Here is a 26,970-nt window from a genome sequence, read left to right on the forward strand (position 1 = left end):
TCGCACGCGCGCCGCGGGCTGATCCACAGAGATCGGGGAGACACCCCCTGCGGCTTCGGGGTGGGGGGATGACAGGGTACGGGTCGCCCACCCGGTCGGTCGGCGGGGCATCCGGTGACGGGCCGTCCAAGGCCGTTCGCGATGGGCAAATGCCGCAGAAAGTGCAGGTTTCCCGGTCTTAATCACCCATGCCTTGCAAGCTTCCGCGCAAACGGTAGTGTTCACCGCCGGTCGGACTGTGGCGCGATTTGATCGCTCGCACATGGGCGTGAGCCATCGTGCGCGCGGACGTGAGCCGTCACAGGCGGGCGTGGGCCGTGTCGGCGCCACGCTCCCCCGGTCGTCGGCGGTCGGCACCAACAACCCCTCGGTCACCGCTCAGAAGCACATGAAAGGAGGCCCGGGGTGTCTGTGGACACGGTGGACCCGTCGCCCGAAGCGGAACCCGACGGGTCCGAGCGTGCGCCGCTGACGCCGCGGCCCCGCCGGAAGGCCGCGGCCCTCCTCGACCGATGGCCGTTCCGCCGGAAGATCAACGTCCTGGTGATCGTGCCCGTCGCGGTCGTCGGGGTGCTGCTGACCATCGGCGTCGTCGGCCAGATCGACCAGGCCCGGGAGGCCGGCCGGACCGCCGACGTGGTCCGCGACAGCGAACAGGTCGCCGAGCTGATCAACGACCTCCAGGCCGAGAACCGCCAGGCGCTGCTGCTGTCCGTGCGGTACGACGCGCTCCGCCCCGGCACCGCCCTCCCCTCCACCAACGCCTACCGCAAGGCGCAGCGCGAGACCGACGAGCAGGCCACCGCCGTGCGTTCGGCCTTCGAGGAGCAGGGCGTGCCGAAGGACGAGGCGCGCGCCCTGGCGTACGTACGCGGCCTCTCCGTGCTGCGCGACAAGGTCGAACGGGGCTCGGTCTCGGCCGCCGGCATCGGCCCGGCGTACGCCGCCGCGATCCAGTACCTGATCGACGGCATCGGCCTCGACAACGCCTCCGGCACCTCCTCGTCCTCGGTCATCCACCTGCTCGACGCGGTGCTGCGGGCCGACGCCGCCCACGCGGCCTTCGAGAGCGGCGTGTTCTCCGCCCAGACCCGGGACGCCAATGCCCTCACCGAGTACACCCGCGCGGTCGCCGCCCACGCGACCTACGAGTACCAGGCCGAACGGTTCGGCAGGCTCGCCACCCCGGCCCAGGTCCTGGCCCTGAGCGGCATCGAGCGTGACGCCGAGGAGAACGGCATCACCGCCCAGTTCGCGGAGCTGCAGATCGACCCGAGCTCCCTCCAGGACGGCACGCCGCAGCAGTTGCGCAAGGCGATGGACGCCGGAAGCCGGCAGGCCGAGGCCCGCCTCGACATCACCCAGTCGCTGATCGGCCAGATTGCCGACCAGGCCGACGACCTCTCCAAGAGCGCCCTCCACAAGGCGCTGGCCATGCTCGCGTTCGCCCTGCTGGGCTTCGCCCTCTGGCTGACCTTCTCCGTCCTGGTCCGCCGGTCGGTCGTCCGCCCGCTGGCCGCCCTGACCGGCGCCGCGCGGGAGGTGGTCGACGTGGCGGGCGAGGAGCTGGCCCGGGTCGAGTACGACGAGTCGGCGGAGAGCACCCCGCTGCGCCCGCACCCGATCCCCGTCCCGGTCCGCGACGAGATCGGCGACCTCGCCGAGGCCTTCAACCAGGTGCAGGTCACCGCCGCGGCGCTGCTGGAGCGCCAGGTGGTGAGCCGCCGCAACGTCGCCGAGATGTTCGGCAACGTCGGCCGCCGCGTCTCCAACCTGACCTCCCGCCAGCTCATGCTGATCGACGCCGTCGAGCGCGAGGAGACCGACCCCGAGGTCCTGGAGCGGCTCTACCGCATCGACCACATCGCCGTACGCCTCCAGCGCAACGCCGACAGCCTGATGCTGCTCGCCGGCATCCGGGAGACCGACGTCGAGGCCCGGCCCACCACCCTGGCCAATGTCATCCGGGCCGGCCTCGGCCGGATCGAGGGATACCAGCGGGTGTCCCTGCGGTCCGAGACGGACATCACCGTCGCGCCGGACATCATCGGCGACCTGACGCTGATGCTGGCCGAACTGCTGGAGAACGCGGTCTCCTTCTCCCCGTCCCACACCCCCGTCGAGGTGGTCGTCCGGCCCGGCACCGATGTCACCTCGGACGGCGGCGCGCTGATCGAGGTCATCGACCACGGCCTCGGGATGAGCGCGGAGCGCCTCGAGGAGGAGAACGCCCGGCTGATCCGCCGCGAGCGGCTCGACCTCGTCCCCACCAAGGTGCTCGGCCTCTTCGTGGTCGGCACCCTGGCCCGGCGCTGGGGCGTACGGGTCGCTCTGAGCCGCACGCCCGGCGGCGGGGTCACCGGCACGGTGTGGATCCCGGCCGGCCTGCTGCTGACCGTGAGCGCCGTGGGCCTGCCCCGGACCCCGGCCCTGACCGCCCCGGCCCTGACCGTTCCCGCCCTGACCGTTCCCGCCCTGAAGGCGGCCCCGGCCCCGGGGACGGACGGCGGCGCGGCCGGAACCGTCCGGGAACTCCCGGCCAGGCCCGGCGCCCCGACCGAGACCGCGACCGAGGCCCCCACCGACGCCCCGACCGAGGCCGCGGGGGAACCCGCCGCGCCCACCCCCCTCCCCGTACGGACGCCCACCACCGCGTCCGAGAGCAGCACCGCCTCCCCGTCCCAACCCGGCGGGCTGCCCCGGCGCGTCCCGGCCCGCAAGGGCGAACGCACCACCGGGACGGCAGAGCGCACTACCGGGGCCGACGAGTGGGCCACCACCGCACCGTCCCCCCGGCCGCTGCGCCGGCGGGTACGGGGAGCGACCCTCGCCATGACCACCCCGCCGGCCGACCGGGTCGTCCCGGCCGTGCGCCGGCCCGTAGACGCCGAGGCGGTCCGTACCGAACTCGACGAGTTCGAGGCCGCCGTACGCAGGGCCGAGCGGGACAGCACCACCACCCCCACGGAACCAGCACCCTCCCAGCACCCAAGATCCCGGAAGGAGCCCGGCAGTGACCACGCCGACAGATAACGGCAGTTCCGAGGAGCGGGCGGAACCCACCGATCTGCGCGCCGCCGCGGCCGACTTCACCTGGCTGCTGGACCGGTTCGCCACCGAGACCGCGGGGGTCGTGGACGCCATCGCGGTCTCCACCGACGGCCTGCTGATCGCCGTCTCCAAACTCCGTGAGCAGGCCGACTCGGAGCGGCTCGCCGCGATCGTGTCCGGCATCACCAGCCTCGCCGCGGGCGCCTCCGGCAACTACGGACTCGGCGGCCTCAACAAGGTCATCATCGACCTGGAGGGCGGCCATGTGCTGGTGTCGGCCATCGGCAGCGGCGCCGTCCTCGGCGTGGTGGCCTCGAAGGAGGCCAAGCTGGGCAACATCGCCTACGAGATGGCCCTGTTCGCCAACCGGGCCGGGGCCGCGCTCACTCCCCAGCTGGTGCTGGAGCTGAAGAAGAACGCCGGCGCCGCCACGGGCGGCTGACCCGTCCCACCAACGGGACCAAGGCACAGGCATTCAGGAGGGGATCGTCATGGCCGCCGGTGAACCAGTACCGCACGACGCGGCGGACGGTGCCTGGGCACCGCCGGAGCCCGCCGGCCGCGCCCCCGCGATCCGGCCGTTCCTGCTGACCGCCGGCCGGGTGTCGGGGAGCGGCGCCGCGCCGTCGCTCCCGGTCGAGTCCCAGATCGTGGCCACCTCGACCGGGCTGGCCGCCCTGGACAGGCTCACCTTCGAACACCGCGACCTCGTCGCCGCCTGCCGGCGCCCGCAGTCGGTGGCCGAGCTCGCCGCCCGGCTGCGACTGCACCTCAACGTGGTCCGGGTGCTGGCGGGGGACCTGTGCGCCGCCGGCCACCTGGCGGTCCACCTGCCGAACGCCAGGGCGACCCAGGACATCTCCGTACTGCGAAGGGTTATCGATGGTCTCCGTGCCGTCCCCGACTCCCGGGGCTCACTCCGCGACAGCAGCTGAACAGCCGTCCGCCGCGCAGCCGCCGCTGCCGGTCAAGCTGGTCATCGCCGGTGGCTTCGGGGTCGGCAAGACCACGGCCGTGGGCTCGATCTCCGAGATCCGGCCGCTGACCACCGAGGCCGCGATCACGGAGGTCGCGGCGGGCGTGGACGACCTCACCCACACCCCCGGCAAGACCACCACCACGGTCGCCATGGACTTCGGCTGCATCACCATCGACCCGACGCTGAAGCTCTACCTGTTCGGCACGCCGGGCCAGGACCGCTTCGGCTTCATGTGGGACGACGTGGTCGAGGGCGCCCTCGGCGGCCTGGTGATCGTGGACACCCGCCGCCTCGACGACTGCTACGCGGCCGTCGACTACTTCGAGCACAAGGACATCCCCTTCGCCGTCGCCGTCAACGCCTTCGACGGCGAGGTCCAGCACGACCTGGACCAGGTGCGCTGGGCGCTGGACGTCTCCGACCACGTACCGCTGATCGTCTTCGACGCCCGTGAGCGGGGCTCGGTCCGGGACGCGCTGCTGGTCGTCCTGGACGTCGCCCTGTCCCGCGCGGAGACCGCGGCGGCGGCCGCCGGCTGACACCCGCGCGACATCGGGGTGTTCAGAGGAACCTCAGAAGTTCGTGTGACAGTTTGGCGCGCCTCAAGGCCGGCCCATGGGGGGGCCGTGCGCGCGTCGACTTCTCATGGTCACTCCTGGAGGAAAACCTGATGAGCCTCACCGTGGTCAACGGCCTGCCCGCACACGTCCTGGTCGTGCACTTCGTCATCGTGCTCGTTCCCCTGAGTGCCCTGGCGGTCGTGGTAGCCGCGATATGGCCGAGTACCGCGCGGCGGATGGGGATCGTGCTTCCCTTGCTGGCCCTCGTGGCGCTGGCGAGCGTGCCCGTGGCCACGCAGGCCGGTGAGTGGCTGGAGGAGCACGTCGACAGCGACGCCCTGGTGCGCAGGCACGCCGAACTCGGTGACGGGCTGCTTCCCTGGGCCGCGGGCCTGTTCGTGCTGGCGGCGGCGATCTGGTGGACGACCCGCCGGTCGGCGTCGCCGGAGGCGGCCCCCAGGGAGCGCGCGGGGACAGCCACGCCCCGCTCCGCGCCGGCCCTCCGGGTCGTGGCAGCGGTGCTCTCCGTCGGGGTGGCCACGGGCGCCGTCGTGGACGTGTACCGGATCGGCGACTCCGGAGCGAAGGCCGCCTGGCACGACGGCTTCTCCAAGACCGGCGATGAGAAACACGGCGACAAAGGCTGACCCTTCCGGCGCCGGCGCGACACCGATCGGGCCGGAGCCGCCCGTGCCGCCGATCCTGCGCTGCTAGGTGTGTCGGCCTGGAGCGTTGGCGTACTGCTCCGACGACAACTCGAACACTCGCACTCGTCGACCACAGGTGGGGTCGACGGTCTCACGGACCGCCCGCATCCCCAGTTTGGTCATGATCCGTTCGGAGGCGTCGTTGCCCACCTGAGTGATGCTGACGATCCGCTCCAGCCCTCGCTCCTCGAACCCGAACCGCACAGCGGCCGCAGCGGCCTCGGTGGCCAAGCCCTGCCCCCAGTGGGAACGTCCCAGCCGCCAGCCGATCTCAACCGCCGGTAGCACTTCCGGCAAGAAGTGGGGCACCGAAAGACCGGTGAACCCGGCCAGCTCGCCAGTGGACCGGATCTCCACGGCGAACAGGCCGAAGCCCTGTGACTCCCACTCGCTCTCCGATGCCTGGACCCCGCCGCGAGTCTGCTGTTCGTCACGGACGCTGCCGTCACCGATCCACCGCATGACCTCGGGGTCGGCGTTGACGGCAGCCATAGGCGCAACGTCGGCCTCGCACCAACGACGCAGGATCAGACGGGGAGTCTCAAGCGTGACCATCCGAGCATTCTGGAGCACCTGGGGTCTCCACCATCCTCACCAGGCACTCCGGGTGCTTGCGGACCGGCCCGCTCAAGTGGCGGGAGTACGGTTCGCCGAGCGTCGTCGGCTCTTCCGCAAAGGGAGTCAGAGAGCGGGGGTCGCAGGGTCCTCCCACAGACAGCAGCCCCCGCCCCGCCTCCAGGGCAACAGCAGGCTTAACCCCTGCCACCGCCCGACGACCACTTGTTCAGCCTGCGCACGGCCGCTTTCAGCTCATCGCGCTTCGCGTCCTGGTCCTGCTGGCCCTGGCCCCCGCTCTGCTGTCCTCCCTGCGTCGCCGCCATCAGGACACGCTCCAAGGGCTCTGGTCGTCCTTCCGCCTCCGTGGCCCCAGGCAGGCCCTCTGATCCAAGAGCCGGGTGAGTTGCGCGTTCACCACAGAGGCGTCATCCACGGACAGCAAGGCGAGTTCCGTCGAGACGTAAACGCCGTTCCGGAAGACCTGAACCGGGATGACGAACTGGTCATTGAGTAACCGCACATCACCCGACAACTTGAACCTGCGCGGCACATCCTCGTACCGGTGGCTGCTCACCTGGTCACCGCCACGTCATGGTGCGCACAGACCACCAGCGCGCGCCGATAACGCTGCCGCCGCTGCTGTTCCCGCTGCCCGTACGCCACGACGGGAAAGCTCGGTGTCGGCGCGCCCTGGCTGTGTTCCGCAGCGCGAGCATGGGGCGCGCGGTGGCGGCCCGGAGCGGGGAATAGCAGCCGCAGCAGTAATTCGAAGGTTCTGGCGATACAGTCCCGCATGTCGACCTGCTTCCTCAGGTTGGCCACGCCCCGGGGCGCAAGGCCCGCGCCGCCGGGCTCCTGTGGCGGGTGAGAACCGGCTGAGTATTCATGCTGGTGACATGCAGAGCCCCCAACTTTCACACTCCGGTGAAAGCCGGGGGCGACTGCGGTGAAAGGGCTAGAGGCCCACCCAGGCGGCCAGGTGATCGAGGGTGTCCGGGGTACGCCGGGACATGTGGATCAGGCTCCTGATGGTCTCGCGTGCGCCTGAGTGATACCGCGTCTGCTGCGGAGCCAGTTTGCGCGCGGTGACGATGGACTTCAAGGCCGCTTCGCGACGGCCCGTCTCGACCTGGGCTCGTGCTTGATCCACGTAGAAGTGAGCGGCGCGGGATGCGGGCCAGTCCTTCGGTATCCGCACCTCCGCGGCCTCTTGCAGGGCTTCACCGTAGTGTCGCATCTCGACATGAGCGGACACCGCGTGAAGCCTGACATTCGTGGGGCCGAAGGACAGCCAGTGCACGTCCGTGGCCTCACCCACCCGATCCGCGTAGGACGTGGCCTCTGCCAGGTGTGCTGTCACCGCGGCTTCATCATCGGCACGGGCGGCGATGACGCTTGCCCCGAGGTGAAGCTGCCCGGCGACGGCCTGACTCTCCCGGGTCTGAGGGGAATGCTCCAGTAGCCCATGCCCGGAAGCGACCAGCCGCTGTCCGATGGTGTACTCGCCCTCTCGGAAGTAGACGAGCGCACGCATGTACTGGCGCACTGCCGACAACAAGGGGTCGGAAGCCCGGGACGCGGCCCAGTCCATGCGGTCCAGAGCCACCGTCGACAAGTCGTAGTAGCCCAGCTTCACAGCCAGGTCATGCGCGGTGCGGTAGGTGCTCGCCAGCGCGGCCCACAACTCGGACGACGGCGCCCGGTACGCGGCGGTGGTGATCTCCGCGATCGTGTCGGGGAGGTCAACAGCAGCATCATGGAGCTTTGTGGCCCGGACCAGCTGGCACAGCCCCTCCGCAGCGGCGACCAGCTGGGGGGTGGGCCGAGGGGCAATCGCGGGGTCGGCCCCCAGGTCGTAGAGATCGAGGGCTTCACGGATCGGCCGGACCAGCGCGGCCAACCGGTCCTGCTGGAGCTCGGTCACGTAGGGCTGGCCGGTCAGCGCCGTGACGTCGATGCTCAGAGCCTTCGCGACAGCGGCCACCAGATCAGGGCTGGCCGGCTTGTGCCCGGACTCGACCTGGGTGAGCAGGCTGTACGAATACGGGACCCTCTGCGCCAGCCCGCGCTGAGTCAGCCCAGCCCGCTTCCGGTGATGTGCGATCCGAGTGCCCGTGTGTTCGTCGCCGGGGAGCGGCATACATGCCTCCCTTTCGTGAGTCACTCAGCGGAGACGCTACCCGTCCGGCCGAGGCAGACAACGGTGAACGGCGATCCCTGCCCCGAACGAGGGGCGTTTGCGGGTGAGGGGCGCCACGCGGTGAACTGCCGCCATGACCGCGAACCGCGTCTTGTACTTGTTGGGAAGCGCCGCCCCGCCCGTGCTGAACATCGCCGGCGTCATCGAGCAAGCACAGACTGCCGACTGGGACGTCTGCCTCGGATTGACCCCCACCGCCGCATGCTGGCTTGGTGATGATCTGCCGGCTCTGGAGGAACTGACCGGGCACCCGGTCCGCAGCCAGTACAAGCTGCCCCGAGAGCCGGACGTCTGGCCCCCCGCAGACGTCGCCGTCGTCGCACCCGCCACCTTCAACACGATCAACCAATGGGCACTGGGGATCACCGACAAGTTCGTCGTCGGGTTCGTGGCCGAGGCCATCGGCAAAGGAATCCCCACCGTGACCATGCCCTGCGTCAACGCCGCGTACGTCCAGCACACGCAGTTCGACACGAGCATTGCCACGCTCCGCGCGATGGGCGTACGCGTCCTGTACGGCGACGGCGGATTCGTACCCAACCAGCCGGGCCAGGGGCGACCGGAGAACTATCCGTGGCACTTGGCCCTGGAAGCGGCCGCGTCGGCCCTCAGCCGACGTGATGCTCGTGGGAGATGAGTCGCCCTCAGATGGGTTACTCAGCTTGACGCCCGGTAGCGATGAGGCTGTTGCGGCGGGAGACCGATCGCGGCGTGCGCGTCGTCCAGGGTCTTGCCGATCGCGGCCGCAGCGCGTCGGGCCTGGGTGGCATCGCCGGTCTCGGCGGTGTCCTCCCAATGACGGACTTCTTTCGCGAGATGCGGCTGCCGCTGAATGTGGACGTAGACGGCCCACTGGGCGATGAACCGCTGGAGGGGAGAAAGGTCGGAAGCTTGGCGGGACTGATCGGCGGCCTGATCCAGTTCCCGTGTGAAGGCGGGCAGGGCGGCGGGCGCGATCTGCGCGAGGGCCTGCCGGAGAGCCGTGACGGTGGCAGGCGGCTGAGGGATGAGTGGCTGCCCGGCGCTGGAGGTGGTCATTGCTGCTCCCATGGGGGAGGTTCTGACCCCCGGGAGCAGCGTATCGGTCGTGCCGCGTGTCTCCCGTTGCGGCGGAGATCAGTCGAAGTAGGCGACCAACCGGACCCCTTGTGGGCCGAAGCGTCCTGCCAGGGCCTTCATCACGGCGAAGACGTGCTCCCAGCCACTGCCGGGACCGAGAGCCTGCCCGCGGGTGACCCGGTGGAAGCCCAACTTCGCTGATCCGGAAGTCCAGGTTCCGGGGCGGGCCGTCGCAGGGGAGCTGCCGACCAGGGCCTCGAGCTCCTGCCAGGTGACCCAGGTGGCACTGTGAAGCGCGCCGAGGGGAGCCCACTGTTCGTAGTCGCGGCGGACCTGGGCCGAGGCGTCATCCGGCAGTCCGCGACCGGCGGCCACCGGCGCCCAGCCGGCGTGGTTGCGGACGCCGAAGAGGCAGCCGAAGGCCGTGTAGTCGTTCCCGGAGTACAAGGGGGACAGGTCCATGGCGTACAGCCACGGTTCCTCGCGTCAAGCTGCGTGCGGCACGAACGAGACGCGGGTTTCCTCCGTGTCGATCGACACGTCCAGCGCGGCGTCCAGTGCCTTGGCCAAGGTACGCAGGAGCGGGAGCGTGGGCACGGTGCCGCCACCCTCAAGGCGGTCGATGTCCTCCGTGGAGAGCCCTGTCCGTTCGGCGAGCGATGCCTGGTCGATGCCCAAGGCCGTGCGACGGTCGTACACGGCCTGCCCCAGGGCGATGGCGGCGCCCGCCTCGATGTACGCCGGATCGGCTCGATGTTCCTCAGGGATCGTCCATGAGGTGTGGTAACCCCTGCTCACGGTGACTCCTCGAACGTCCGGTGGTAGGCGGTCTGCGCGGCGGCGTGCGACTCTTCGCATTCCTTCTGAGCCCAGAGAGCCCGTTGGACCTGCCGCTCTTCGCGCATCCGGTTCTTGCGGAAGACGGTCAGAAACACGATACGGCGTTCCGGCGCGAGCCAGTAGGTGAGGCGTACAGCACCGTCGCCCAGGTGGAAGCGGAGCTCGCGGACCGGCCCGCTCAAGTGGCGGGAGTACGGTTCGCCGAGCGTCGTCGGCTCTTGCGCGAGGCGATCGGCGTGGCGCTCGACCGCGCGGTAGTGCTCGCGCGGCAGAGTTTCCAGCCACTCTCTTACCTCAGGTTCGATCTCGATGTCGTACGGTCGGTCCACTGTTGGCAGCGTAGGCAGGGCACAGGGAATCGCAGCGACTTCGGGCAGCGATCATCCGATCGGATGACATGTCGGTGGTTCGAGAACTCTCCATGGCACCTGGCCCTGGACGCGGCAGCGTCAGCCGTCAGGGACGCGACTTTGGTGGGGCGTGAGTCTCAGCCGTCGGCCGGAGCCACGCCGATCGGGCAGGAGACGCCCGTGCCGCCGATGCCGCAGTAGCCGGCGGGGTTTTTGTCCAAGTACTGCTGGTGGTATGCCTCTGCCGGATAGAAGGGGCCGGCGGGGAGGATTTCGGTGGTGATGTCGCCGTAGCCGGACGTGGTGAGGACGGACTGGTAGGCGGCGCGCGAGGCCTCGGCCTCGGACTGCTGGTCGGGGGAGTGGGTGTAGATGGCCGAGCGGTACTGGGTGCCGACGTCGTTGCCCTGGCGGAAGCCCTGGGTGGGGTCGTGGGACTCCCAGAAGAGCTTCAGGAGGGCGGCGTACGAGGTGAGGGAGGGGTCGTAGACGACGCGGACCGCTTCGGTGTGGGCGGTGAGGCCGCTGCAGACCTCTTCGTAGGTGGGGTTCTGGGTGTGGCCGCCCTGGTAGCCGACGAGGGTGGTCCAGACGCCGGGGGCCTGCCAGAACTTGCGCTCGGCGCCCCAGAAGCAGCCGAGGCCGAAGTCGGCGACGAGGAGGCCCTCGGGGTAGGGGCCGGTCAGGGGGTTGCCGAGGACGGTGTGGCGGTCGGGGACCGGGAAGCCGGGTTCGGTGCGGCCCTTGAGCGCTTCCTCGGCGGAGGGGAGGTGGAGCTGGCGGCTGAACAGCATTGATGGCTCCTGGCTGTACGGCGGGCAGGCGGGCAGTGGCGGGTAGGCGGGTGGGGACGCGGCGGTGTCGTGTGCGCACCCCCTACAACAGGTGGGGGCCCTGGGCCATTCCGCTGCCGGCGCGGGGCCGGCGCCGGGTCAGCGCGGCAGGGTGGCCGGGGTGCCGCCGTGGCCCTCCCAGCCGGCGACCGCCAGCGCCCGGTAGACCGTGTACTCCGCCGCCGGGTCCACGCCGTACGACCACGGCACCGCGCCCACGTGGCCGTCCACGTGGCGGAGCTGCTCCATCGCCTCCGCGTAGCGCTCGGCGCGGACCAGGAACCAGACCAGCAGATGGCGGACGTGCGGCTGGACGGGGTGGTCGGCGGGGGCCTCGCGGACCGCGAAGAGGGCGCCCTCGATGGCGCGGGTGACGACCGCGCTCTGGTAGAGGGTGCGTACGAGGTTGGCCTCCGGGAGGTGCTCGAAGACCGCGAAGAGGGGGAGGGCGGGCAGGAGGCTCTTGGCCGGGGCGGAGGCCGCCGCGGCGTGGGCGAAGGCGTCGGCGAGCTCCTGGGAGCCGTGCCACTTCTCGCACCAGTAGTGGAGGGCGGCGAGGTGGGCGCCCATGTGGTGCGGGGAGCGCTCGGTGACCTTCGACCACAGCTCCTCGAAGTCGGCCTGCCGGTAGGCGAGGCCGCGGGCGACGCCTAGCTCGATGATGTACGGCACCGGGTCGCCGGGGGCCAGCAGTGCCGCCTCGCCGCAGACCGTACGGGCCTCCTCCAGGATCATCCGGAAGTCGTCCGAGGAGGGGTCGCGCAGCGCCTGGCGGACCAGGAACTCCGCGTGCACGGCGGCCGCGCCCGGGTCCTTGGGCGCGGCGACCCGCCAGGTGCGCAGCCACATGCCGCCCTGGCCCGGCGCCTGGGCCAGTTCGAAGGCGGCGGCGCCCGCCAGGGTCTGCACCCGCTGCCAGCGCAGCTCGGAGCCCGCGTCGGTGAGGGCCAGCAGCCGGGCGGCGGGCTGCCAGTCCTGGGTGCGCTGGACCTCCTCCAAGGCGTCGATCAGCTCGCGGTCGGGGCCGGGCAGCCGTACGTCCAGCCGCTCCCGCGGGACGAAGCCGTACGCCCCCGGGTCCGCGGCGCGCGTCGCGCCGCGCATGGCCTCGCCGCCGCCGCGCATCCGGCGCACGGCGGGCACGACGAGGAGACCGCCGATCATGACGATGGCGATGAGGAAGATCAGATACTCCATGTGTTGTCCCCTGCTGCCCCTGCTGCGCCCGGTATCCGTAGTCGGAACGTCCGGGCACCAGCCTAGGTGCCCGCGGGCTCGTTGAACCCGGTAGTACCGCCGTGGGCACTACCCTCGGGCCCATGACCGACCAGCAGAACCAGCAGCCCGCCCCGCGGCACGGCGACGATCGCGGCGCGCGGAGCTTCGAGACGCTCGCCATCCACGCGGGGCAGGAGGCGGACCCGCTCACGGGGGCCGTCGTCCCCCCGATCTACCAGGTCTCCACCTACAAGCAGGACGGGGTGGGCGGCCTCCGCGGCGGATATGAGTACAGCCGCTCCGCCAACCCCACCCGCACCGCCCTCGAGGAGAACCTGGCGGCGCTGGAGGGCGGGCGCCGCGGCCTGGCCTTCGCGTCCGGGCTGGCCGCCGAGGACTGCCTGCTGCGCACGCTCCTGGTGCCCGGCGACCACGTCGTCATCCCGGACGACGCCTATGGCGGAACGTTCCGGCTGTTCTCCAAGGTCGCCGAGCGCTGGGGGGTGGAGTGGTCGGTCGCCGACACCTCCGACCCGGCGGCCGTGCGGGCCGAGCTGCGGCCCCGTACGAAGGTGATCTGGGTCGAGACGCCGAGCAACCCGCTGCTCGGCATCACCGACATCGCCGCCGTCGCCGACGTCGCCCGGTCCGCCGGGGCCCGCCTCGTCGTCGACAACACCTTCGCGAGCCCCTATCTGCAGCAGCCGCTCGCGCTCGGCGCGGACGTGGTCGTGCACTCGACGACCAAGTACATGGGCGGTCACTCGGACGTCGTCGGCGGCGCGCTCGTGGTCTCGGACCCGGACCTCGGCGACGAACTGGCCTTCCACCAGAACGCGATGGGCGCCGTGGCCGGGCCCTTCGACTCCTGGCTGGTGCTGCGCGGCATCAAGACCCTGGCCGTGCGGATGGACCGGCACAGCGCGAACGCCACGCGCGTCGCCGAGCTGCTGGTGGCCCACCCCAAGGTGACCGAGGTCTACTACCCGGGGCTGCCGGGGCACGCGGGCCACGAGGTCGCGGCCAAGCAGATGCGGGCCTTCGGCGGCATGGTGTCGTTCCGGGTCGCGGGCGGCGAGCAGGCGGCGGTCGACGTCTGCGACCGGGCGCGGCTGTTCACGCTCGGGGAGTCGCTGGGCGGTGTCGAGTCGCTGATCGAGCACCCGGGCCGGATGACGCACGCCTCGACGGCCGGGTCGGCCCTGGAGGTGCCCGCCGATCTGGTCCGTCTCTCCGTGGGCATCGAGGCGGTGGACGACCTCCTCGCGGACCTGAGCCAGGCGCTGGCCTAGGGGGTGTCTCCCCGATCTCTGCGGGCCCGCGACGCCTGGCACGCACGCTCGCTGCGTTGTCGGGCCCGCCCGAGTAGGCCCACTACGAGGGCGACCCTCCGCCTTGCGATCGCACGCACCAGACGCCGCGGGCTGATCCACAGAGATCGGGGAGACACCCCCTAGGCCCCTGCCCGTGAGTCGCGGGCTCGCCGCACGTTGGGCTCACCAGCCCTCGAAAGGAGGGGTGGTGTCGGTCGGCGGCGTCGTCCAGGGGTGGACGATCGCCGCCCACACCGTGAAGGCGACCGCCGCGGCGAGCAGCAGGAGCCAGCCGGCGGCCCGTACGGCGCGGTGGCGGCGCAGCAGCCGCCGTCCCCGCTCGGCCGCCCGGCCGGCCAGATCGGGCGGCACGGCCGGGTACGGGCCGAGCAGCATGCGGCGGACCTCGTCCTCCTTGCGGTCGGGGAAGCTCATGCCGATGCCCCCGATGCCCCCGATGCTGTCGAAGCGCCCGATGCCGTCGAAGCCTTCGACGCCGCCGAAGCCCGCGCCGGTGCCGCCGCGGGTGGCCCGGGCGGCCCCGGCGGGTGTTCGCGCATCAGCGTCACCGAGCGCGCGCAGATGGCGCGGACCCGATCGACCGGCAGCCCGAGGGCGGCCGCGGCCTGCTCCTCCGGTACGCCCTCGTGCAGCCGGAGCACCAGCACCAGCCGCTCCTGCGGGGTGAGCCGGGCCAGGAGGCCGCCGCGCGGCCGGCGGTGGCGCCAGGCGCGGTGGGCGAAGAGGGCGGCGAGTTCCCGGCGGGTGCGGTCGTACGGGTCCTCCCCGCGCAGCCGGTCCCAGCGGGCGTAGGTGCGGGCGAGCGCGGTGGTCAGCAGGCGCTCGGCGGCGCTGGTCTCCCCCGGTGGTCCTCCGGGTGGCTCCCCCGTGAGCAGTGTCGCCGCATGCAGCAGCCGACCGCTCGCCCCCGCGGCGAACGCCGCGAACTCCCGGTCCCGGCGGCTCTCCCGTGCTGCCCGCCTCTCGCCCACCCCGTCCTCCGCCTCCCGTCCCCGGCAGGAACACGGCGTCCCCTTCCGGACACGGCATCCCTTTCAGGACACGGCAGCCATGGTCGCCCGGTCAAGAGGCGTGCCGCCGCGGTCGGCAAGTCGTCAGGAAGCGGTCAGAAAACTGCCTGAAAGCGGTCCGGAAACACTCGGTGGTGATCGGAGAGATCCGGCGAGATCCGGCGAGGTCCGGTGAGGACCTACGAGGGCCTAGGAGGCCGAGGCCGCCTGGGGCACGGGGGCGTGCACGGCGGCCAGCGCGGCGTTGAAGCGGGTGAGCAGGTCGCAGAAGATGTCCTGCTCCTCCGCGGTCCAGCCGTCGGTCACCTGCGCCATCAGGGCGCGCCGCGAGGAGCGCACCTCCTCCAGGCGGGCCTTGCCGCGCGGGGAGAGCTGGAGGACGACCGCGCGGCCGTCCTCGGGGTGGGAGGTGCGCTTGACCATGCCGGAGTCGACGAGCGGGGCGACCTGTCGGGTCACGGTGGACGAGTCGATGCCCATACCGGCGGCGAGCGCCTTGACGCCCATCGGTCCTTCCTGGTCGAGCCGGTTGAGCAGCAGGTACGCGGCGCGGTCCATGGAGTTCCGGGCCTGTCCGACGCCGCCGAGCCGGGTCTGTTCGGCGCGCCGGGCGAAGACCGCGACCTGGTGCTGCAGGAGGTCGAGTACGCCGGTGTCGAGGTGGGTCGTCATGTCCGATTGGGTGGGCATGGACTAAGGCTCACTTCATGCGGTGGTCTGTGGGATGGGGCACAGAGTACGCGGCCGGGGGCCCGCCCGTACGGGGGCTGCAGAAACCTGCCGCCTCGATCCGGCCAGCGCTGGGGCGCGTGGGGCGAGCTGCGAGACTTGGGACCATGGCCGCACGCGAGACCCCCGTTCCCGGTACCAATTCCTCCGCTTATCCGGGTCTCCCGGCGTCCCCGTCCGACGCCCCGGGACCCACGCTCGACGATGTGCGCGCGGCGCAGAAGATGCTGTCGGGGGTCTCCCGGGTCACCGCGCTCGAGGGCAGCCGCCACCTGACCGCTCTGCTCGGCTCACCGGTGCATTTCAAGTGCGAGAACCTGCAGCGTACGGGCTCCTTCAAGCTGCGCGGGGCCTATGTGCGGATCGCCGGGCTCAGCCCCGCGGAGCGGGCCGCGGGCGTGGTGGCGGCCAGCGCCGGGAACCACGCGCAGGGCGTCGCGCTGGCCGCCTCGCTGCTGGGCGTGCGCTCGACCGTCTTCATGCCGCAGGGCGCTCCGCTGCCGAAGATCGCGGCCACCCGGGACTACGGCGCCGATGTGCGGCTGCACGGCCAGATCGTGGACGAGACGATGCGCGCGGCGCAGGAGTACGCGCGGCAGACGGGCGCGGTCTTCATTCACCCCTTCGACCACCCGGACATCATCGCGGGGCAGGGCACGGTGGGCCTGGAGATCCTGGAGCAGTGCCCCGAGGTGCGCACGGTCGTGGTGGGCGTCGGCGGGGGCGGGCTCGCGGCGGGGGTGGCGGTGGCGGTGAAGGCGCTGCGGCCGGACGTGCGGGTGGTGGGGGTGCAGGCGGCGGGCGCCGCGGCGTATCCGCCCTCGCTGGCGGCGGGGCACCCGGTGGCGATCGAGTCACCCACGACGATGGCCGACGGGATCAAGGTGGGGCGGCCGGGCGACGTCCCGTTCCGGATCGTCGATGAGCTCGTGGACGAGGTCCGTACGGTCTCCGAGGACGCGCTGGCCGCCGCCCTGCTGCTGTGCCTGGAGCGGGCGAAGCTGGTGGTCGAGCCGGCCGGGGCCTGCCCGGTGGCCGCGCTGCTCGCCGAGCCGGAGGCCTTCGAGGGGCCGGTGGTGGCGGTGCTCTCGGGCGGCAATGTGGACCCGCTGCTGATGCAGCGCATCCTGCGGCACGGCATGGCGGCGGCGGGGCGCTATCTGTCGCTGCGGCTGCGGCTCACTGACCGGCCGGGGGCGCTCGCCACCCTTTTGGCGGCACTGTCGGCGGTGGATGCCAACGTGCTGGACGTGGGCCATGTACGCACCGATCCCCGGCTCGGGCTCACCGAGGCCGAGGTGGAGCTGCACCTGGAGACGAAGGGGCCGCTCCACTGCGACGAGGTGCGGGAGGCGCTGCGCGAGGCGGGCTACACGGTGATGCCGTAGGGGCCCGCGCCGCTGTCCCCACCGCTGTCCCCGCTGTTTTCCACAGGCGTGGACAGGCGGGGTAATTCGGGCGAAAGTTAAATCCTTCTATGAGCACGCCCAGCACGCCCGATGGGGGACGCATATGCCAGGTGCGATCTATGCCGAGGGTCTGGTGAAGACCTTCGGAGACGTCAGAGCTCTGGACGGGGTCGATCTCGACGTACCGGAGGGGACCGTGCTCGGGCTGCTCGGGCCCAATGGGGCGGGGAAGACCACCGCGGTGCGCGTGCTGACCACCCTGCTGCGGCCGGACCGCGGAAAGGCGCTGGTGGCGGGCGTGGATGTGCTGCGCCATCCCAATGAGGTGCGCCGCTCGATCGGGCTGTCCGGGCAGTTCGCCGCGGTCGACGAGTATCTGACCGGCCGTGAGAACCTGCGCATGGTGGGCCGGCTGTACCAGATGGGCGGGCGGGAGGCGAAGGCGCGCGCGAGCGAGCTGCTGGAGCGGTTCCGTCTGACCGACGCGGCCGACCGCGTCGCCAAGACGTACTCGGGCGGCATGCGCCGCCGCCTGGACCTGGCGGCGGCCCTGGTCGTCAGCCCGCCGGTGATGTTCATGGACGAGCCGACGACGGGGCTGGACCCGCGCAACCGGCAGGCGCTGTGGGAGGTCATCCAGGAGCTGGTGGCGGGCGGCACGACGCTGCTGCTGACCACCCAGTATCTGGAGGAGGCCGACCATCTGGCGCATGACATCTGTGTGATCGACCACGGCCGGGTCATCGCGCGCGGCACCTCCGACCAGCTCAAGGCGCGCACGGGCGGGGAGCGGGTGGAGGTCGTGGTCCATGAGCGCGCCGATATCCCGGTCGCGGAGGAGGTGCTGCGCGGCTTCGGCAAGGGCGAGATCTCCGTGCGGCGGCACACCCGCGAGGTGACCGTCCCGGTCGTCGGCGGGGCCAAGCTGCTCGCGGAGGTGATCCGGGAGCTGGACGCGCGCGGGGTGGAGATCGACGACATCGGGCTGCGCCGCCCGACCCTCGACGACGTGTTCATCTCGCTCACCGGCCATGGCGCCGAGGGCGACGGGGCCGAGAGCGACGGTGCCGAGGAGGAGGTCAAGTGATGGCCGCGGTGAACGAGAGCACACCCGGGGCGACGCCCGACATGACCCCTGAGACGACTGCGGGAGCGGGCCCCGAGGCGACCGCCGGGTCGGGCCCCGAGACCAGGCCCGGGGCGGGCTCCGGGACGGCGGACGGCCGGGCCGGCCGCGTCGCCGTGGCTCCCCGGGCGCGCGGCGGGCTCCTCCAGTCGGTCCGCGACTCCCTGGTCGTGGCGCAGCGCAACCTCATCCGCATGGCGCGGATCCCCGAGGTGGTGGTGTTCGGCCTCGTCCAGCCGATCATGTTCGTGGTGCTGTTCAGCTATGTGTTCGGCGGGGCGATCATGGTGCCGGGGCAGAGCAGCGCCGACGCCGATGTGTACCGGGAGTTCCTCATGGCGGGGATCTTCGCGCAGACCGTCACCTTCGCGACGGCGGGCGCGGGCGCCGGGATCGCCGACGACATGCACAAGGGCCTGATCGACCGCTTCCGCTCCCTGCCGATGGCGCGCGGCGCGGTGCTCACCGGCCGCACCCTCGCGGATCTGGTGCAGACGGCGCTGACGCTGGTGGTGCTGGCGATCGTCGCGGTGATCGTGGGCTGGCGGATCCACGACGGGGTGCCGAAAGCGCTGGCCGCCTTCGGGCTGCTGCTCCTGCTGGGCTACGCCTTCTCGTGGATCGGCGCGCTCATCGGGCTGTCCGTGCGCACCCCCGAGGCGGCCACCTCCGGCGGGCTGATCTGGCTGTTCCCCCTGACGTTCCTCTCGAACGCCTTCGTGCCCTCCAGCAAGATGCCCGCCTTCCTGGGGCACATCGCCGACTGGAACCCGTTCAGCGCCACCGTGCAGGCGAGCCGCGAGCTGTTCGGCAACCCCGAGGGGCTGGTCTCCGACGCCTGGCCGATGCAGCATCCGGTGCTCGCCTCGGTCCTCTGGTCGACCCTGATCATCCTGGTCTTCCGGACGCTGTCGGTCCGGAAATACCGCTCGGCGACCGCCTGAGCAGGCGGTCGCCGAGATCGGGGCGCTCAAGGGCCGGCCGAGCGGCTGGTGGGGGGCTCAGGCCTGGTAGGGCTTGGCCTCAAGGATCTTCACCGACGCGGTGCGGCCGTTCGGCAGCTCATAGGTGGCGTCCTGGCCGACCTTCTTGCCGTTCACACCCTGGCCCAGCGGGGACTGCGGCGAGTACGTCTCGATGTCCGAGCTCGCGTATTCGCGGGAGGCCAGCAGAAAGGTCAGGGTGTCGTCCGGGTCGCCGTCGAAGGCGATGGTGACGACCATGCCCGGGGCGACCACCCCGGTGTCCGCGGGGGCCTCGCCCACCTTCGCGTGCTGCAGCAGCTGCGTCAGCTGGCGCACGCGGAGCTCTTGCTTGCCCTGCTCTTCCTTGGCGGCGTGGTACCCGCCGTTCTCCCGCAGGTCACCTTCCTCGCGGGCAGCCTCGATCTTCTTCGCGATCTCGACACGTGCGGGACCCGACAGGTACTCCAGCTCGGCCTTGAGCTGGTCGTACGCCTCCTGGGTCAGCCAGGTGACGTTCTCGCTGGTCTGGGTCACAGGTGCTCCTCGTCGGTGCTGGGAATACAAATGAACGCCCTACTCAGAAGGGTGCGCCTTCAAAGCCGGGCGAAACCACGAGCCTAACAATTACGGGCGGAAACGGGGAGGAGGAATGTGGGCGCAACGCGTACGAAACGCGTCAGTGCAGGTCAGACAGGGATCAGTGGGTCGACGCCGGGTCGCAGCCGACCAGCTCGGCGGCGGTCGCCCGGGCCGTGGTGCGCACCGTCACGACCTTGACCACATCGTCCTGCCCCTTGCCGAAGGTGAAGTCCTTGCGACCCACCTCGCCGTGATCCTCGTCCAGGGTGCGCACGGTGCACACCCCGGTGGTGCCGGTGTCCTTGGTGACCTCGAGGCGCACCTCGACGGCGTCGTCGGAGACCACCTTGTAGCCGGTCACCCGGCCGCTGATGTCCTGGCCGGCGATGTACGAGTAACCGAACCAGGCGATCATGGCGAGGAACCCGGCGCCGAGCACCGCGCCCAGGATCTTCAGCTTGCGATCGGCGCGCTGGTCCGCGGACCGGCCGTAACGCCCGACGGGCAGCCCCTCGCGCACCGTGGCCATGATCGTTCCTCCTGGTTGGGGGACCCGGAATTATTCGCCCCCGGTTTGGGTCACTATAGAAGCCGTCTTCCACGATGAATCACCGAGGATCGAGACTTGACTGATCAGCTGCGTTTGATGGCCGTCCACGCCCACCCCGACGACGAGTCGAGCAAGGGCGCGGCCACCATGGCCAAGTACGTGTCCGAGGGGGTGGACGTGCTGGTCGCGACCTGCACAGGCGGTGAGCGCGGGTCCATCCTCAACCCCAAGCTCCAGGGGGACCCCTATATCGAGGAGCACATCCACGAGGTGCGCGCCAAGGAGATGGACGAGGCGCGCGAGATCCTCGGCGTCAAGCAGGAGTGGCTGGGCTATGTGGACTCCGGGCTGCCGGAGGGCGACCCGCTGCCGCCGCTGCCCGAGGGCTGCTTCGCGCTGCAGGACGTGGACGAGGCGGCGGGCACCCTGGTCAAGCTGATCCGTGAGTTCAAGCCGCACGTCATCACCACGTACGACGAGAACGGCGGCTATCCGCACCCCGACCACATCATGACCCACAAGATCTCGATGGTGGCCTTCGACGCCGCGGGGGACCCGGAGAAGTACCCCGAGGCGGGCGCGCCGTGGCAGCCGCTGAAGCTCTACTACAACCAGGGCTTCAACCGGCCGCGCACCGTCGCCCTGCACGAGGCGCTGCTCGCGCGCGGCCTGGAGTCGCCGTACGGGGAGTGGCTGGAGCGCTGGAAGGAGTTCGAGCGGGCCGAGCGCACCCTGACCACCTTCGTCCCCTGCTCCGACTTCTTCGAGATCCGCGACAAGGCGCTGATCGCGCACCGCACCCAGATCGACCCCGACGGCGGCTGGTTCCGGGTGCCGATGGACATCCAGAAGGAGGTCTGGCCCACGGAGGAGTACGAGCTCGCCAAGTCGCTCGTGGACACTTCCCTCCCCGAGGACGACCTCTTCGCGGGCATCCGCAACAATTGAGCTCATGATGAGTGCGACCAGCACCCTGGCCATGACGCATCTCGTGCCGCTCGCCAAGGAGCTCGACCAGAACAAGGTGACGCCGGGGGTCCTCGGCTTCATCGTCTTCGCGCTGATCGGCGGTGCGGTATGGCTGCTGATGAAGTCGATGAACAAGCACATGAAGAAGGTGGACTTCGAGGAGGAGCCGGAGGACGGGAAGACCCCGGCCGCCGCGTCCTCGACGGCCGCGCGCGGTCCCAAGGGCGAGCGCACGGCCTGAGGTCCGCTTCATAGATCACCCCGGCTGATCACCCCGGTCGCCCGGGGCATTGAGCCCTCCCGGGGCATCCGGCCCTCCCGGGGTGTCCCGGGGGCCTGGCGCGGTCGGCAGGACGGCCATGACCTCGCGGGCGTGGCGGCTCGGCACCATGCCGAGCTGCCATGCCTGCCATCCCGTCTCCGGCTCCACCCCGCGCTCCAGCACCAGCGCGAACGCCTCCGCGCACCCCTCCAGCCGCGCGTCCCCCGCCCAGTCGGCCGCCCGCAGCTCGCCCAGCAGCTCCGCCAGCTCCTCCTGGGCCACCGCGGTGCCGACGACCGAGCCGCCCGCCGAGGCGAACGGCAGCAGCGTGCAGCGCAGGAACCGGGCCCAGCTCTCGCCGCGCCGGTCGCCGTACCCCGCGAACAGCTCCGCCGCCTCCGCCACCAGATCCAGCGCTTGCGACGCCCGCCCGTTTCCCGCGTCGATCACCGCGAGCTCCACACAGGACCAGGCCTCGCCGTGGGCCACCCCCACCCGGCGGAAGTCCTGCCGCGCGTCCTGAAGCAGCTGCCGCGCGAACCCGCTGTTGCGCAGCGAGCCGGTCCGCGCCGCCCGCAGATCCCGGGTGACCCGCGCCGCGTGGTGACGGGCACAGGCCAGCCCGTACACATCCCGCATCCGGCTGAACATCGTGCGGGCCCGCTCCAGGTCGCGCAGCGCCGAGTCGTGGTCGCCCCGCTCCTCGAGCGCCTGGCCCAGGTGGTACAGCGTCCACGCCTCGCCGCGCGCGTCCTCGTTCTCCCGGTGGCGGGACAGGGCCTGGCGCAGCCCGTCCACGGCCGCCGAGGCCTCCCCGGCCACCAGCCGGGCCCGCGCCAGCTGCGTCAGCGCCCAGGCATCGCCGCGCTGGTCCTGCGTGCGGCCGTACGCCTCCAGCGCCTCGCGCAGCTCCCGCTCCGCGCGCGGCACCTCGCCCATGCGCAGACACGCCTGGCCGAGCTGGAAGTGCGCCCACGCCTGGCCATGGACGCTCTCGCTCTCCCGATGCAGCTCCAGCGCCGTGTCCAGCAGCTCCAGCGCGCTCGCGAGCCGGCCCCGGTCGCGCTCCACCGCGGCCAGCGCGTGCATGGTCCACGCCCGGTCCGCGCGCAGCTCGCCGGCCGCCTGCAACTCCATGGCCTCGGTCAGCTTGGCCGCGGCCTCGGTGAGATTGCCCTGGTGGTGCAGGGTGATGCCCAGGCTGCACAGCGCACGGGCCGCGCCCGCCTCGTGGCGCGCCTCGAAGTACAGGTCGACCACCGAGGACAGGGTGGTGCGGGCCTGGTCCAGCTCGCCCAGCTGGCGGGCCGCGATACCGGTGCGCCACTGCACCGAGCGCATCAGCAGTCCTTGGTCGACGGCCTGGGTCAGCTCGCTGATCTCCCCGAGCCGGTACAGGTCACCGCGCAGCAGGCAGTAGTCGCACAGCGCGCCCAGCAGGTGCAGCACCGCCGACTGATCGACGCCCTCGGCGTGGCGCAGGGCCGCCGTGATGAAGCTCGACTCGTCGTCCAGCCAGCGCAGCGCCGCGTCCAGCGAGGTGAAGCCATGGCCGCCCGCCGCGCCCCTGGTGAAGACGTCGGCGCGGGTGGAGGTCTTGCCGTCGACCATCCGGATCACCGAGTCCGCGAGCTCCGCGTAGCTGCGGATCAGCCGCTCCTGGGCGGCGGTGCGCCGGACCGGCTCCTCCTCGTCCATCAGCCGGCCGTGGGCGAAGCCGCGCACCAGGTCGTGGAGGCGGTAGCGGCTGCCGCGGACGTGCTGGATCAGCCCGGCGCGGGCCAGCGCGTCCAGATGGCGGGCCGCCTCCCGGGCGTCCGTCTCCAGCAGCGCGGCCGCCGCGGCGGCGCCCAGACTGGCCCGCCCGGCCAGCGCCAGCCGGCGCAGCAGCCGCCGGGCGTCCTCGGTCTGGTCCGTGTAGCGCAGCCACAGGGCCCGCTCCACGGGACCCACAGGGCCGTACGCCCCCAGGGCGGTGACCAGGGCGTCAGGGGTGCGGGCGCCCAGCGAGGAACCCGCGACGCGCAGCGCCAGCGGCAGCCGCCCGCACAGCTCGGCGATCCGCTCCACGGACTGCCCGTCGTAGGGCCCCGCGCCGGCCGGCTCCTCGGCGAAGGCGCGCAGCAGCTCCTCGGCGCCCGGCTGGTCCAGCGGGCCGACCTCCAGCCGGTGGACCCACGCGGCCAGGTCGGGCGGCAGCGCCAGCGGGTCGCGCGAGGTGACCAGGACCAGGCTGTCGGACCGCTCCGGGATCAGGGTGCGCACCTGCTCGGCGTCGCTGGCGTCGTCCAGCACGATCGCCACGGGCAGGCCGGTCAGATGCTGGTGGTACAGCTCGGCGAGCCGCCCGACATGCTGCCCCTGGGCCGACCGCTCCCGGAAGAGCAGCTGCTCGCGGGGCGCGCCGAGTCGGTTGAGCAGGTGCAGCAGCGCGTCCCGGGTGGCCAGCGGGGGCTGGTCGGGGCTGTCGCCGCGCAGATCCACCAGGCACGCGCCGCGGAACTGGTCGCGCAGATGGTGGGCCGCCCGCACCGCCAGCATCGTCCGGCCCGCCCCGGGCGGGCCCTCCAGCAGCACCACCGTCGGCCTGGTCTCCGTGCTCGCCCGCGCCTGACGCACCCACTGCGCGATCTGGGTGAGCTGCGCCCGGCGCCCGGCGAACGGGCCGTCCGCCTCGGGCAGATGGCCGAAGGACTGCTCCAGCACGCTGCGTCTGCGGGCCGCCTGGCTGCGGTCCGCGCCGCGCAGCCGGGGCGCCTGGCCGGCCCGGACCCCGGAGCCCGCGCGGCCCCCGCCACCGCGGCCCGAAGAGCCCGCGCCGGACCCCGCGCCGGACCCCGCGCCGGCGCCCGCGCCCGACCCCGCGCCGGAGCCGGAGCGCCGGTCGGCGCCGCCGCCGCGGGTGGCGGCCGTCGTCATCCGATGCCGGTCGATGAAGGGGCGGATGCCGCGCACCTCCACCGCCGTGAGCCACTGGAGCCTGAGCTGCTCCGCCCCGCCCGGCTGGTTGCGCAGCGCGGCCCGGCGGTGGGCGGCCGGCCAGTGGCCGGCCGTGAGCGCCGCGACCGTGGCCGCCGAGCCGGCCGCCGCCGCGGTCACGCCCGCGCCCAGCGCCGCCCCCACCGAGGTGCCGAACGAGAGGTCCGCGCCGAAGGCCGCGGCCGCCGCGACCGCCGTGGCCAGCATCGGCGCGCGCAACCGCCGGCGCGTCAGCCGGGACGACAGCGGCCGGCTGTCCGCCTCCGACTCCTCCAGCGCCCGCAGATACGCCCCGTACTCCTCGCCGGCGGTCGCCGCCATGGAATCCAGCGCGGCCCGCGCGCGGCCGAGCAGCATCCCGCCGTGCGTCCGCCCCCCGGAGCGGCGCACCTCCTCCTCCACGGCGCGCGCGAGCAGCCGCTCGATCTCCGCACGATGGCCGTCCCGCAACGCGGTCGGTGAACCCGGCATCCTCGTCCCCCTCCTGCCGGCGCCAAGCCTGCCAACGCCAAGTGTTCCGTTTCTGGCTCATTTCCGGCAGGCCTGTGGATAACTCGCGCTCGCCCCGAGTTGAGGGAGGATGGGGGCATGCCGAACCGTCTGGCGCACGAGACATCCCCGTACCTCCTCCAGCACGCGGACAATCCGGTCGACTGGCGGCCGTGGTCCGACGAGGCGTTCGAGGAGGCCCGCCGCCGGGGCGTGCCCGTGCTGCTGAGCGTCGGGTATTCGAGCTGCCATTGGTGCCATGTCATGGCGCGCGAATCCTTCGAGGACGAGGCGACCGCCGAGTATCTGAACGCGCACTTCGTGTCCGTGAAGGTCGACCGCGAGGAGCGGCCGGACGTCGACGCCGTCTATATGGAGGCCGTGCAGGCCGCCACCGGCCAGGGCGGCTGGCCCATGACGGTCTTCCTCACCCCCGACGCCGAGCCGTTCTACTTCGGCACCTACTTCCCGCCGGCGCCGCGCCACGGCATGCCGTCCTTCCGCCAGGTGCTGGAGGGCGTCCGGGCCGCCTGGGCGGACCGGCGCGAGGAGGTGCGGGACGTGGCCGGGCGCATCGTGCGGGACTTGGCCGAGCGCAGCGGGGCCTCCCTCGCGTACGGGTCCGCGCGGCCGCCGGAAGCCGAGGACCTGCACTCCGCGCTGATGGCGCTGACCCGCGAATTCGACGCCGTGCACGGCGGTTTCGGGGGCGCGCCGAAGTTCCCGCCGTCCATGGTGCTGGAGTTCCTGCTGCGGCACCACGCCCGCACCGGCTCCAAGGCCGCGCTCCAGATGGTGCAGGCCACCTGCGAGGCGATGGCCCGCGGCGGCATCTACGACCAGCTCGGCGGGGGATTCGCGCGCTACGCGGTCGACGCGACGTGGACCGTGCCGCACTTCGAGAAGATGCTGTATGATAATGCGCTTCTGTGCCGCGTCTACGCTCATCTGTGGCGGGCCACCGGCTCGGATCTGGCGCGCCGTGTCGCCCTGGAGACCGCCGAGTTCCTGGTCCGCGAGCTGCGCACCGAGCAGGGCGGGTTCGCCTCGGCCCTCGACGCCGACAGCGACGACGGCGAGGGCGGCCACGCGGAGGGCGCGTACTACGTCTGGACCCCCGAGCAGCTGCGCGAGGCGCTGGGGGAGCGGGACGCCGAGCTCGCCGCCGAGCACTTCGGCGTGACCGAGGAAGGCACCTTCGAGCGGGGCTCCTCCGTGCTGAGGCTCCCCGACCGCGAGGGGCTGGCCGACGCCGAGCGCGTCGCCTCCGTACGGGAGCGGCTGCTGGCGGCCCGTGAGCTGAGGCCGCGCCCGGGCCGCGACGACAAGGTCGTCGCCGGGTGGAACGGCCTGGCGATCGCGGCACTCGCCGAGACCGGGGCGTACTTCGACCGCCCCGACCTCGTCGACGCCGCGGCCGCGGCCGCCGACCTGCTGGTGCGCGTCCACCTCGACGACAGCGGGCGGCTCGCCCGCACCTCGCTGGACGGCACGGCCGGGTCCCACGCGGGCGTCCTGGAGGACTACGCGGATGTCGCCGAGGGCTTCCTCGCGCTGTCCTCCGTCACCGGCGAGGGCGCGTGGGTGGACCTCGCGGGGCTGCTGCTGGACGCGGTCATGCGCCGCTTCGCGGCCGGGGACGGCACGCTGTACGACACCGCCGACGACGCCGAGCAGCTCATCCGCCGCCCCCAGGACCCGACGGACAACGCCGCGCCCTCGGGCTGGACGGCCGCGGCCGGGGCGCTGCTGTCGTACGCGGCCGTCACCGGCGAGGACCGCCCCCGGGAGGTGGCGGAGCGCGCGCTGGGGGTGGTGCGGGCGCTCGCCGGGCGCGCGCCGCGGTTCATCGGGTGGGGCCTGGCGGTGGCCGAGGCGCTGCTGGACGGGCCGCGCGAGGTGGCCGTCGTCGGGCACGACGGCGACCCGGCGACCCGCGCCCTGCACCGGGCCGCCCTCCTGGGCACCGCGCCCGGCGCGGTGGTCGCGGTCGGCGAGCCCGGCTCGCGGGAGGTGCCGCTGCTGCTGGACCGCCCGCTGCTGGAGGGCCGGCCGGCGGCGTATGTGTGCCGCCGGTTCACCTGCGACGCGCCTACGGCGGACGCGGGGGCGCTGGCCGGAAAGCTGGGGTGACGACAGGCCCTGCGGACCGGCCCCGGCTTGACCGGGTCATGAGCGGGGCCGTCTACGGTCGGGTGCATCGCCGATGGAGGA

The 26,970-nt window shown here is 72.2% G+C and carries 27 protein-coding genes; 13 read left to right on the plus strand and 14 right to left on the minus strand.

The genetic code is table 11. The features are described 5' to 3' along the window. Positions 1 to 411 precede the first annotated feature (411 nt). The 5 genes from BBH68_RS18230 to BBH68_RS18250 all read left to right on the plus strand — a co-directional run bounded on the left by BBH68_RS18230 (position 412) and on the right by BBH68_RS18250 (position 5,237). Complete coding sequence (locus tag BBH68_RS18230; protein ID WP_079151059.1) at positions 412 to 3,033, plus strand: ATP-binding protein; 2,622 nt, start codon at positions 412 to 414, stop codon at positions 3,031 to 3,033. Next, complete coding sequence (locus tag BBH68_RS18235; protein WP_065963749.1) at positions 3,014 to 3,493, plus strand: roadblock/LC7 domain-containing protein; 480 nt, start codon at positions 3,014 to 3,016, stop codon at positions 3,491 to 3,493. The genes BBH68_RS18230 and BBH68_RS18235 overlap by 20 nt, the downstream gene beginning before the upstream one ends. A gap of 49 nt (positions 3,494 to 3,542) precedes the next feature. Beyond that, on the plus strand, positions 3,543 to 3,986 hold the full coding sequence (locus BBH68_RS18240; protein ID WP_065963752.1) for a DUF742 domain-containing protein: 444 nt from the start codon (positions 3,543 to 3,545) through the stop codon (positions 3,984 to 3,986). Further along, positions 3,934 to 4,569, plus strand: coding sequence for a GTP-binding protein (locus BBH68_RS18245; RefSeq protein ID WP_065963753.1), 636 nt, complete (start codon positions 3,934 to 3,936; stop codon positions 4,567 to 4,569). Before BBH68_RS18240 ends, BBH68_RS18245 begins: the two co-directional genes overlap by 53 nt. A gap of 131 nt (positions 4,570 to 4,700) precedes the next feature. Beyond that, positions 4,701 to 5,237: a DUF2231 domain-containing protein gene (locus BBH68_RS18250; protein ID WP_065963755.1), complete on the plus strand. Its 537-nt coding sequence runs from the start codon at positions 4,701 to 4,703 to the stop codon at positions 5,235 to 5,237. A gap of 63 nt (positions 5,238 to 5,300) precedes the next feature. On the opposite strand, the gene BBH68_RS18255 is transcribed toward BBH68_RS18250, so the two are convergent. Both BBH68_RS18255 and BBH68_RS18270 read right to left on the minus strand, forming a co-directional pair. Continuing rightward, positions 5,301 to 5,852 carry a GNAT family N-acetyltransferase gene (locus tag BBH68_RS18255; protein WP_076970806.1) on the minus strand — a complete coding sequence of 184 codons (552 nt, stop codon included), beginning with the start codon at positions 5,850 to 5,852 and terminating at the stop codon, positions 5,301 to 5,303. Positions 5,853 to 6,810: 958 nt separating this feature from the next. Then, the gene (locus BBH68_RS18270) at positions 6,811 to 7,995 is read right to left on the minus strand and encodes a helix-turn-helix domain-containing protein (RefSeq protein ID WP_065963760.1); all 1,185 of its coding nucleotides are present in this window, start codon (positions 7,993 to 7,995) and stop codon (positions 6,811 to 6,813) included. A 133-nt stretch (positions 7,996 to 8,128) separates the two neighbouring features. Here BBH68_RS18270 and BBH68_RS18275 point away from each other — a divergent pair, with 133 nt between their 5' ends. Then, complete coding sequence (locus tag BBH68_RS18275; RefSeq protein WP_065963763.1) at positions 8,129 to 8,692, plus strand: flavoprotein; 564 nt, start codon at positions 8,129 to 8,131, stop codon at positions 8,690 to 8,692. A 20-nt stretch (positions 8,693 to 8,712) separates the two neighbouring features. Here BBH68_RS18275 and BBH68_RS18280 read toward each other — a convergent pair whose 3' ends face one another. The 6 genes from BBH68_RS18280 to BBH68_RS18305 all read right to left on the minus strand — a co-directional run bounded on the left by BBH68_RS18280 (position 8,713) and on the right by BBH68_RS18305 (position 12,334). Further along, positions 8,713 to 9,093: a DUF6247 family protein gene (locus tag BBH68_RS18280; protein WP_065963766.1), complete on the minus strand. Its 381-nt coding sequence runs from the start codon at positions 9,091 to 9,093 to the stop codon at positions 8,713 to 8,715. Positions 9,094 to 9,171: 78 nt separating this feature from the next. Next, positions 9,172 to 9,576: a hypothetical protein gene (locus tag BBH68_RS18285; RefSeq protein ID WP_065963769.1), complete on the minus strand. Its 405-nt coding sequence runs from the start codon at positions 9,574 to 9,576 to the stop codon at positions 9,172 to 9,174. A 24-nt stretch (positions 9,577 to 9,600) separates the two neighbouring features. Further along, positions 9,601 to 9,912: a helix-turn-helix domain-containing protein gene (locus BBH68_RS18290; RefSeq protein WP_065963770.1), complete on the minus strand. Its 312-nt coding sequence runs from the start codon at positions 9,910 to 9,912 to the stop codon at positions 9,601 to 9,603. Further along, positions 9,909 to 10,283 (minus strand): type II toxin-antitoxin system RelE/ParE family toxin, encoded by a 375-nt coding sequence (locus BBH68_RS18295; protein ID WP_065963773.1) that lies wholly within the window; start codon positions 10,281 to 10,283, stop codon positions 9,909 to 9,911. The genes BBH68_RS18290 and BBH68_RS18295 overlap by 4 nt, the downstream gene beginning before the upstream one ends. Before the next feature lie 158 nt (positions 10,284 to 10,441). After that, positions 10,442 to 11,098 carry a peptide-methionine (S)-S-oxide reductase MsrA gene (gene msrA / locus BBH68_RS18300; RefSeq protein WP_065963775.1) on the minus strand — a complete coding sequence of 219 codons (657 nt, stop codon included), beginning with the start codon at positions 11,096 to 11,098 and terminating at the stop codon, positions 10,442 to 10,444. Between the two features lie 138 nt (positions 11,099 to 11,236). Next, positions 11,237 to 12,334 carry a hypothetical protein gene (locus BBH68_RS18305; protein ID WP_065963780.1) on the minus strand — a complete coding sequence of 366 codons (1,098 nt, stop codon included), beginning with the start codon at positions 12,332 to 12,334 and terminating at the stop codon, positions 11,237 to 11,239. A 122-nt stretch (positions 12,335 to 12,456) separates the two neighbouring features. On the opposite strand from BBH68_RS18305, the gene BBH68_RS18310 reads away from it, so the two are divergent. Beyond that, the gene (locus BBH68_RS18310; RefSeq protein WP_065963783.1) at positions 12,457 to 13,647 is read left to right on the plus strand and encodes a cystathionine gamma-synthase; all 1,191 of its coding nucleotides are present in this window, start codon (positions 12,457 to 12,459) and stop codon (positions 13,645 to 13,647) included. Between the two features lie 204 nt (positions 13,648 to 13,851). Here BBH68_RS18310 and BBH68_RS18315 read toward each other — a convergent pair whose 3' ends face one another. From BBH68_RS18315 to BBH68_RS18325, 3 genes are all read right to left on the minus strand, one after another. After that, a complete protein-coding gene (locus tag BBH68_RS18315; RefSeq protein WP_065963786.1) occupies positions 13,852 to 14,103 on the minus strand; it encodes a hypothetical protein in 252 nt (83 codons plus the stop codon). Beyond that, positions 14,100 to 14,660, minus strand: a complete 561-nt coding sequence (locus tag BBH68_RS18320) for a sigma factor-like helix-turn-helix DNA-binding protein (RefSeq protein ID WP_079151061.1) — start codon at positions 14,658 to 14,660, stop codon at positions 14,100 to 14,102. The genes BBH68_RS18315 and BBH68_RS18320 overlap by 4 nt, the downstream gene beginning before the upstream one ends. Positions 14,661 to 14,888: 228 nt before the next feature. Beyond that, complete coding sequence (locus BBH68_RS18325; protein ID WP_065963788.1) at positions 14,889 to 15,389, minus strand: MarR family winged helix-turn-helix transcriptional regulator; 501 nt, start codon at positions 15,387 to 15,389, stop codon at positions 14,889 to 14,891. 263 nt (positions 15,390 to 15,652) lie between these two features. On the opposite strand from BBH68_RS18325, the gene ilvA reads away from it, so the two are divergent. From ilvA to BBH68_RS18340, 3 genes are all read left to right on the plus strand, one after another. Next, a complete protein-coding gene (gene ilvA / locus BBH68_RS18330; RefSeq protein WP_245738111.1) occupies positions 15,653 to 16,816 on the plus strand; it encodes a threonine ammonia-lyase in 1,164 nt (387 codons plus the stop codon). A gap of 124 nt (positions 16,817 to 16,940) precedes the next feature. Then, positions 16,941 to 17,924 carry an ATP-binding cassette domain-containing protein gene (locus tag BBH68_RS18335; protein ID WP_065963793.1) on the plus strand — a complete coding sequence of 328 codons (984 nt, stop codon included), beginning with the start codon at positions 16,941 to 16,943 and terminating at the stop codon, positions 17,922 to 17,924. Then, positions 17,924 to 18,907, plus strand: coding sequence for an ABC transporter permease (locus BBH68_RS18340; protein ID WP_245738107.1), 984 nt, complete (start codon positions 17,924 to 17,926; stop codon positions 18,905 to 18,907). Before BBH68_RS18335 ends, BBH68_RS18340 begins: the two co-directional genes overlap by 1 nt. A 57-nt stretch (positions 18,908 to 18,964) precedes the next feature. Here the strand turns inward: BBH68_RS18340 and greA are convergent, their stop codons facing one another. Together greA and BBH68_RS18350 are read right to left on the minus strand one after the other, a co-directional pair. Then, complete coding sequence (greA, locus tag BBH68_RS18345; RefSeq protein WP_065963794.1) at positions 18,965 to 19,462, minus strand: transcription elongation factor GreA; 498 nt, start codon at positions 19,460 to 19,462, stop codon at positions 18,965 to 18,967. A gap of 163 nt (positions 19,463 to 19,625) precedes the next feature. Next, a complete protein-coding gene (locus BBH68_RS18350; RefSeq protein WP_065963797.1) occupies positions 19,626 to 20,036 on the minus strand; it encodes a DUF4307 domain-containing protein in 411 nt (136 codons plus the stop codon). Between the two features lie 96 nt (positions 20,037 to 20,132). Between BBH68_RS18350 and mca the strand changes: the two genes are divergently transcribed. Further along, complete coding sequence (gene mca, locus BBH68_RS18355) at positions 20,133 to 21,005, plus strand: mycothiol conjugate amidase Mca (RefSeq protein WP_076970805.1); 873 nt, start codon at positions 20,133 to 20,135, stop codon at positions 21,003 to 21,005. A gap of 4 nt (positions 21,006 to 21,009) precedes the next feature. Continuing rightward, positions 21,010 to 21,267, plus strand: a complete 258-nt coding sequence (locus tag BBH68_RS18360) for a hypothetical protein (RefSeq protein ID WP_404777064.1) — start codon at positions 21,010 to 21,012, stop codon at positions 21,265 to 21,267. Positions 21,268 to 21,282: 15 nt separating this feature from the next. Here BBH68_RS18360 and BBH68_RS18365 read toward each other — a convergent pair whose 3' ends face one another. Further along, positions 21,283 to 24,738, minus strand: a complete 3,456-nt coding sequence (locus BBH68_RS18365; protein ID WP_245738109.1) for a tetratricopeptide repeat protein — start codon at positions 24,736 to 24,738, stop codon at positions 21,283 to 21,285. Positions 24,739 to 24,855: 117 nt separating this feature from the next. Here BBH68_RS18365 and BBH68_RS18370 point away from each other — a divergent pair, with 117 nt between their 5' ends. Beyond that, on the plus strand, positions 24,856 to 26,889 hold the full coding sequence (locus tag BBH68_RS18370; RefSeq protein ID WP_065963800.1) for a thioredoxin domain-containing protein: 2,034 nt from the start codon (positions 24,856 to 24,858) through the stop codon (positions 26,887 to 26,889). Positions 26,890 to 26,970: the final 81 nt, after the last annotated feature.

The sequence above is a fragment of the Streptomyces sparsogenes genome (genome assembly GCF_001704635.1).
In the GTDB taxonomy this organism is placed as follows: domain Bacteria; phylum Actinomycetota; class Actinomycetes; order Streptomycetales; family Streptomycetaceae; genus Streptomyces; species Streptomyces sparsogenes.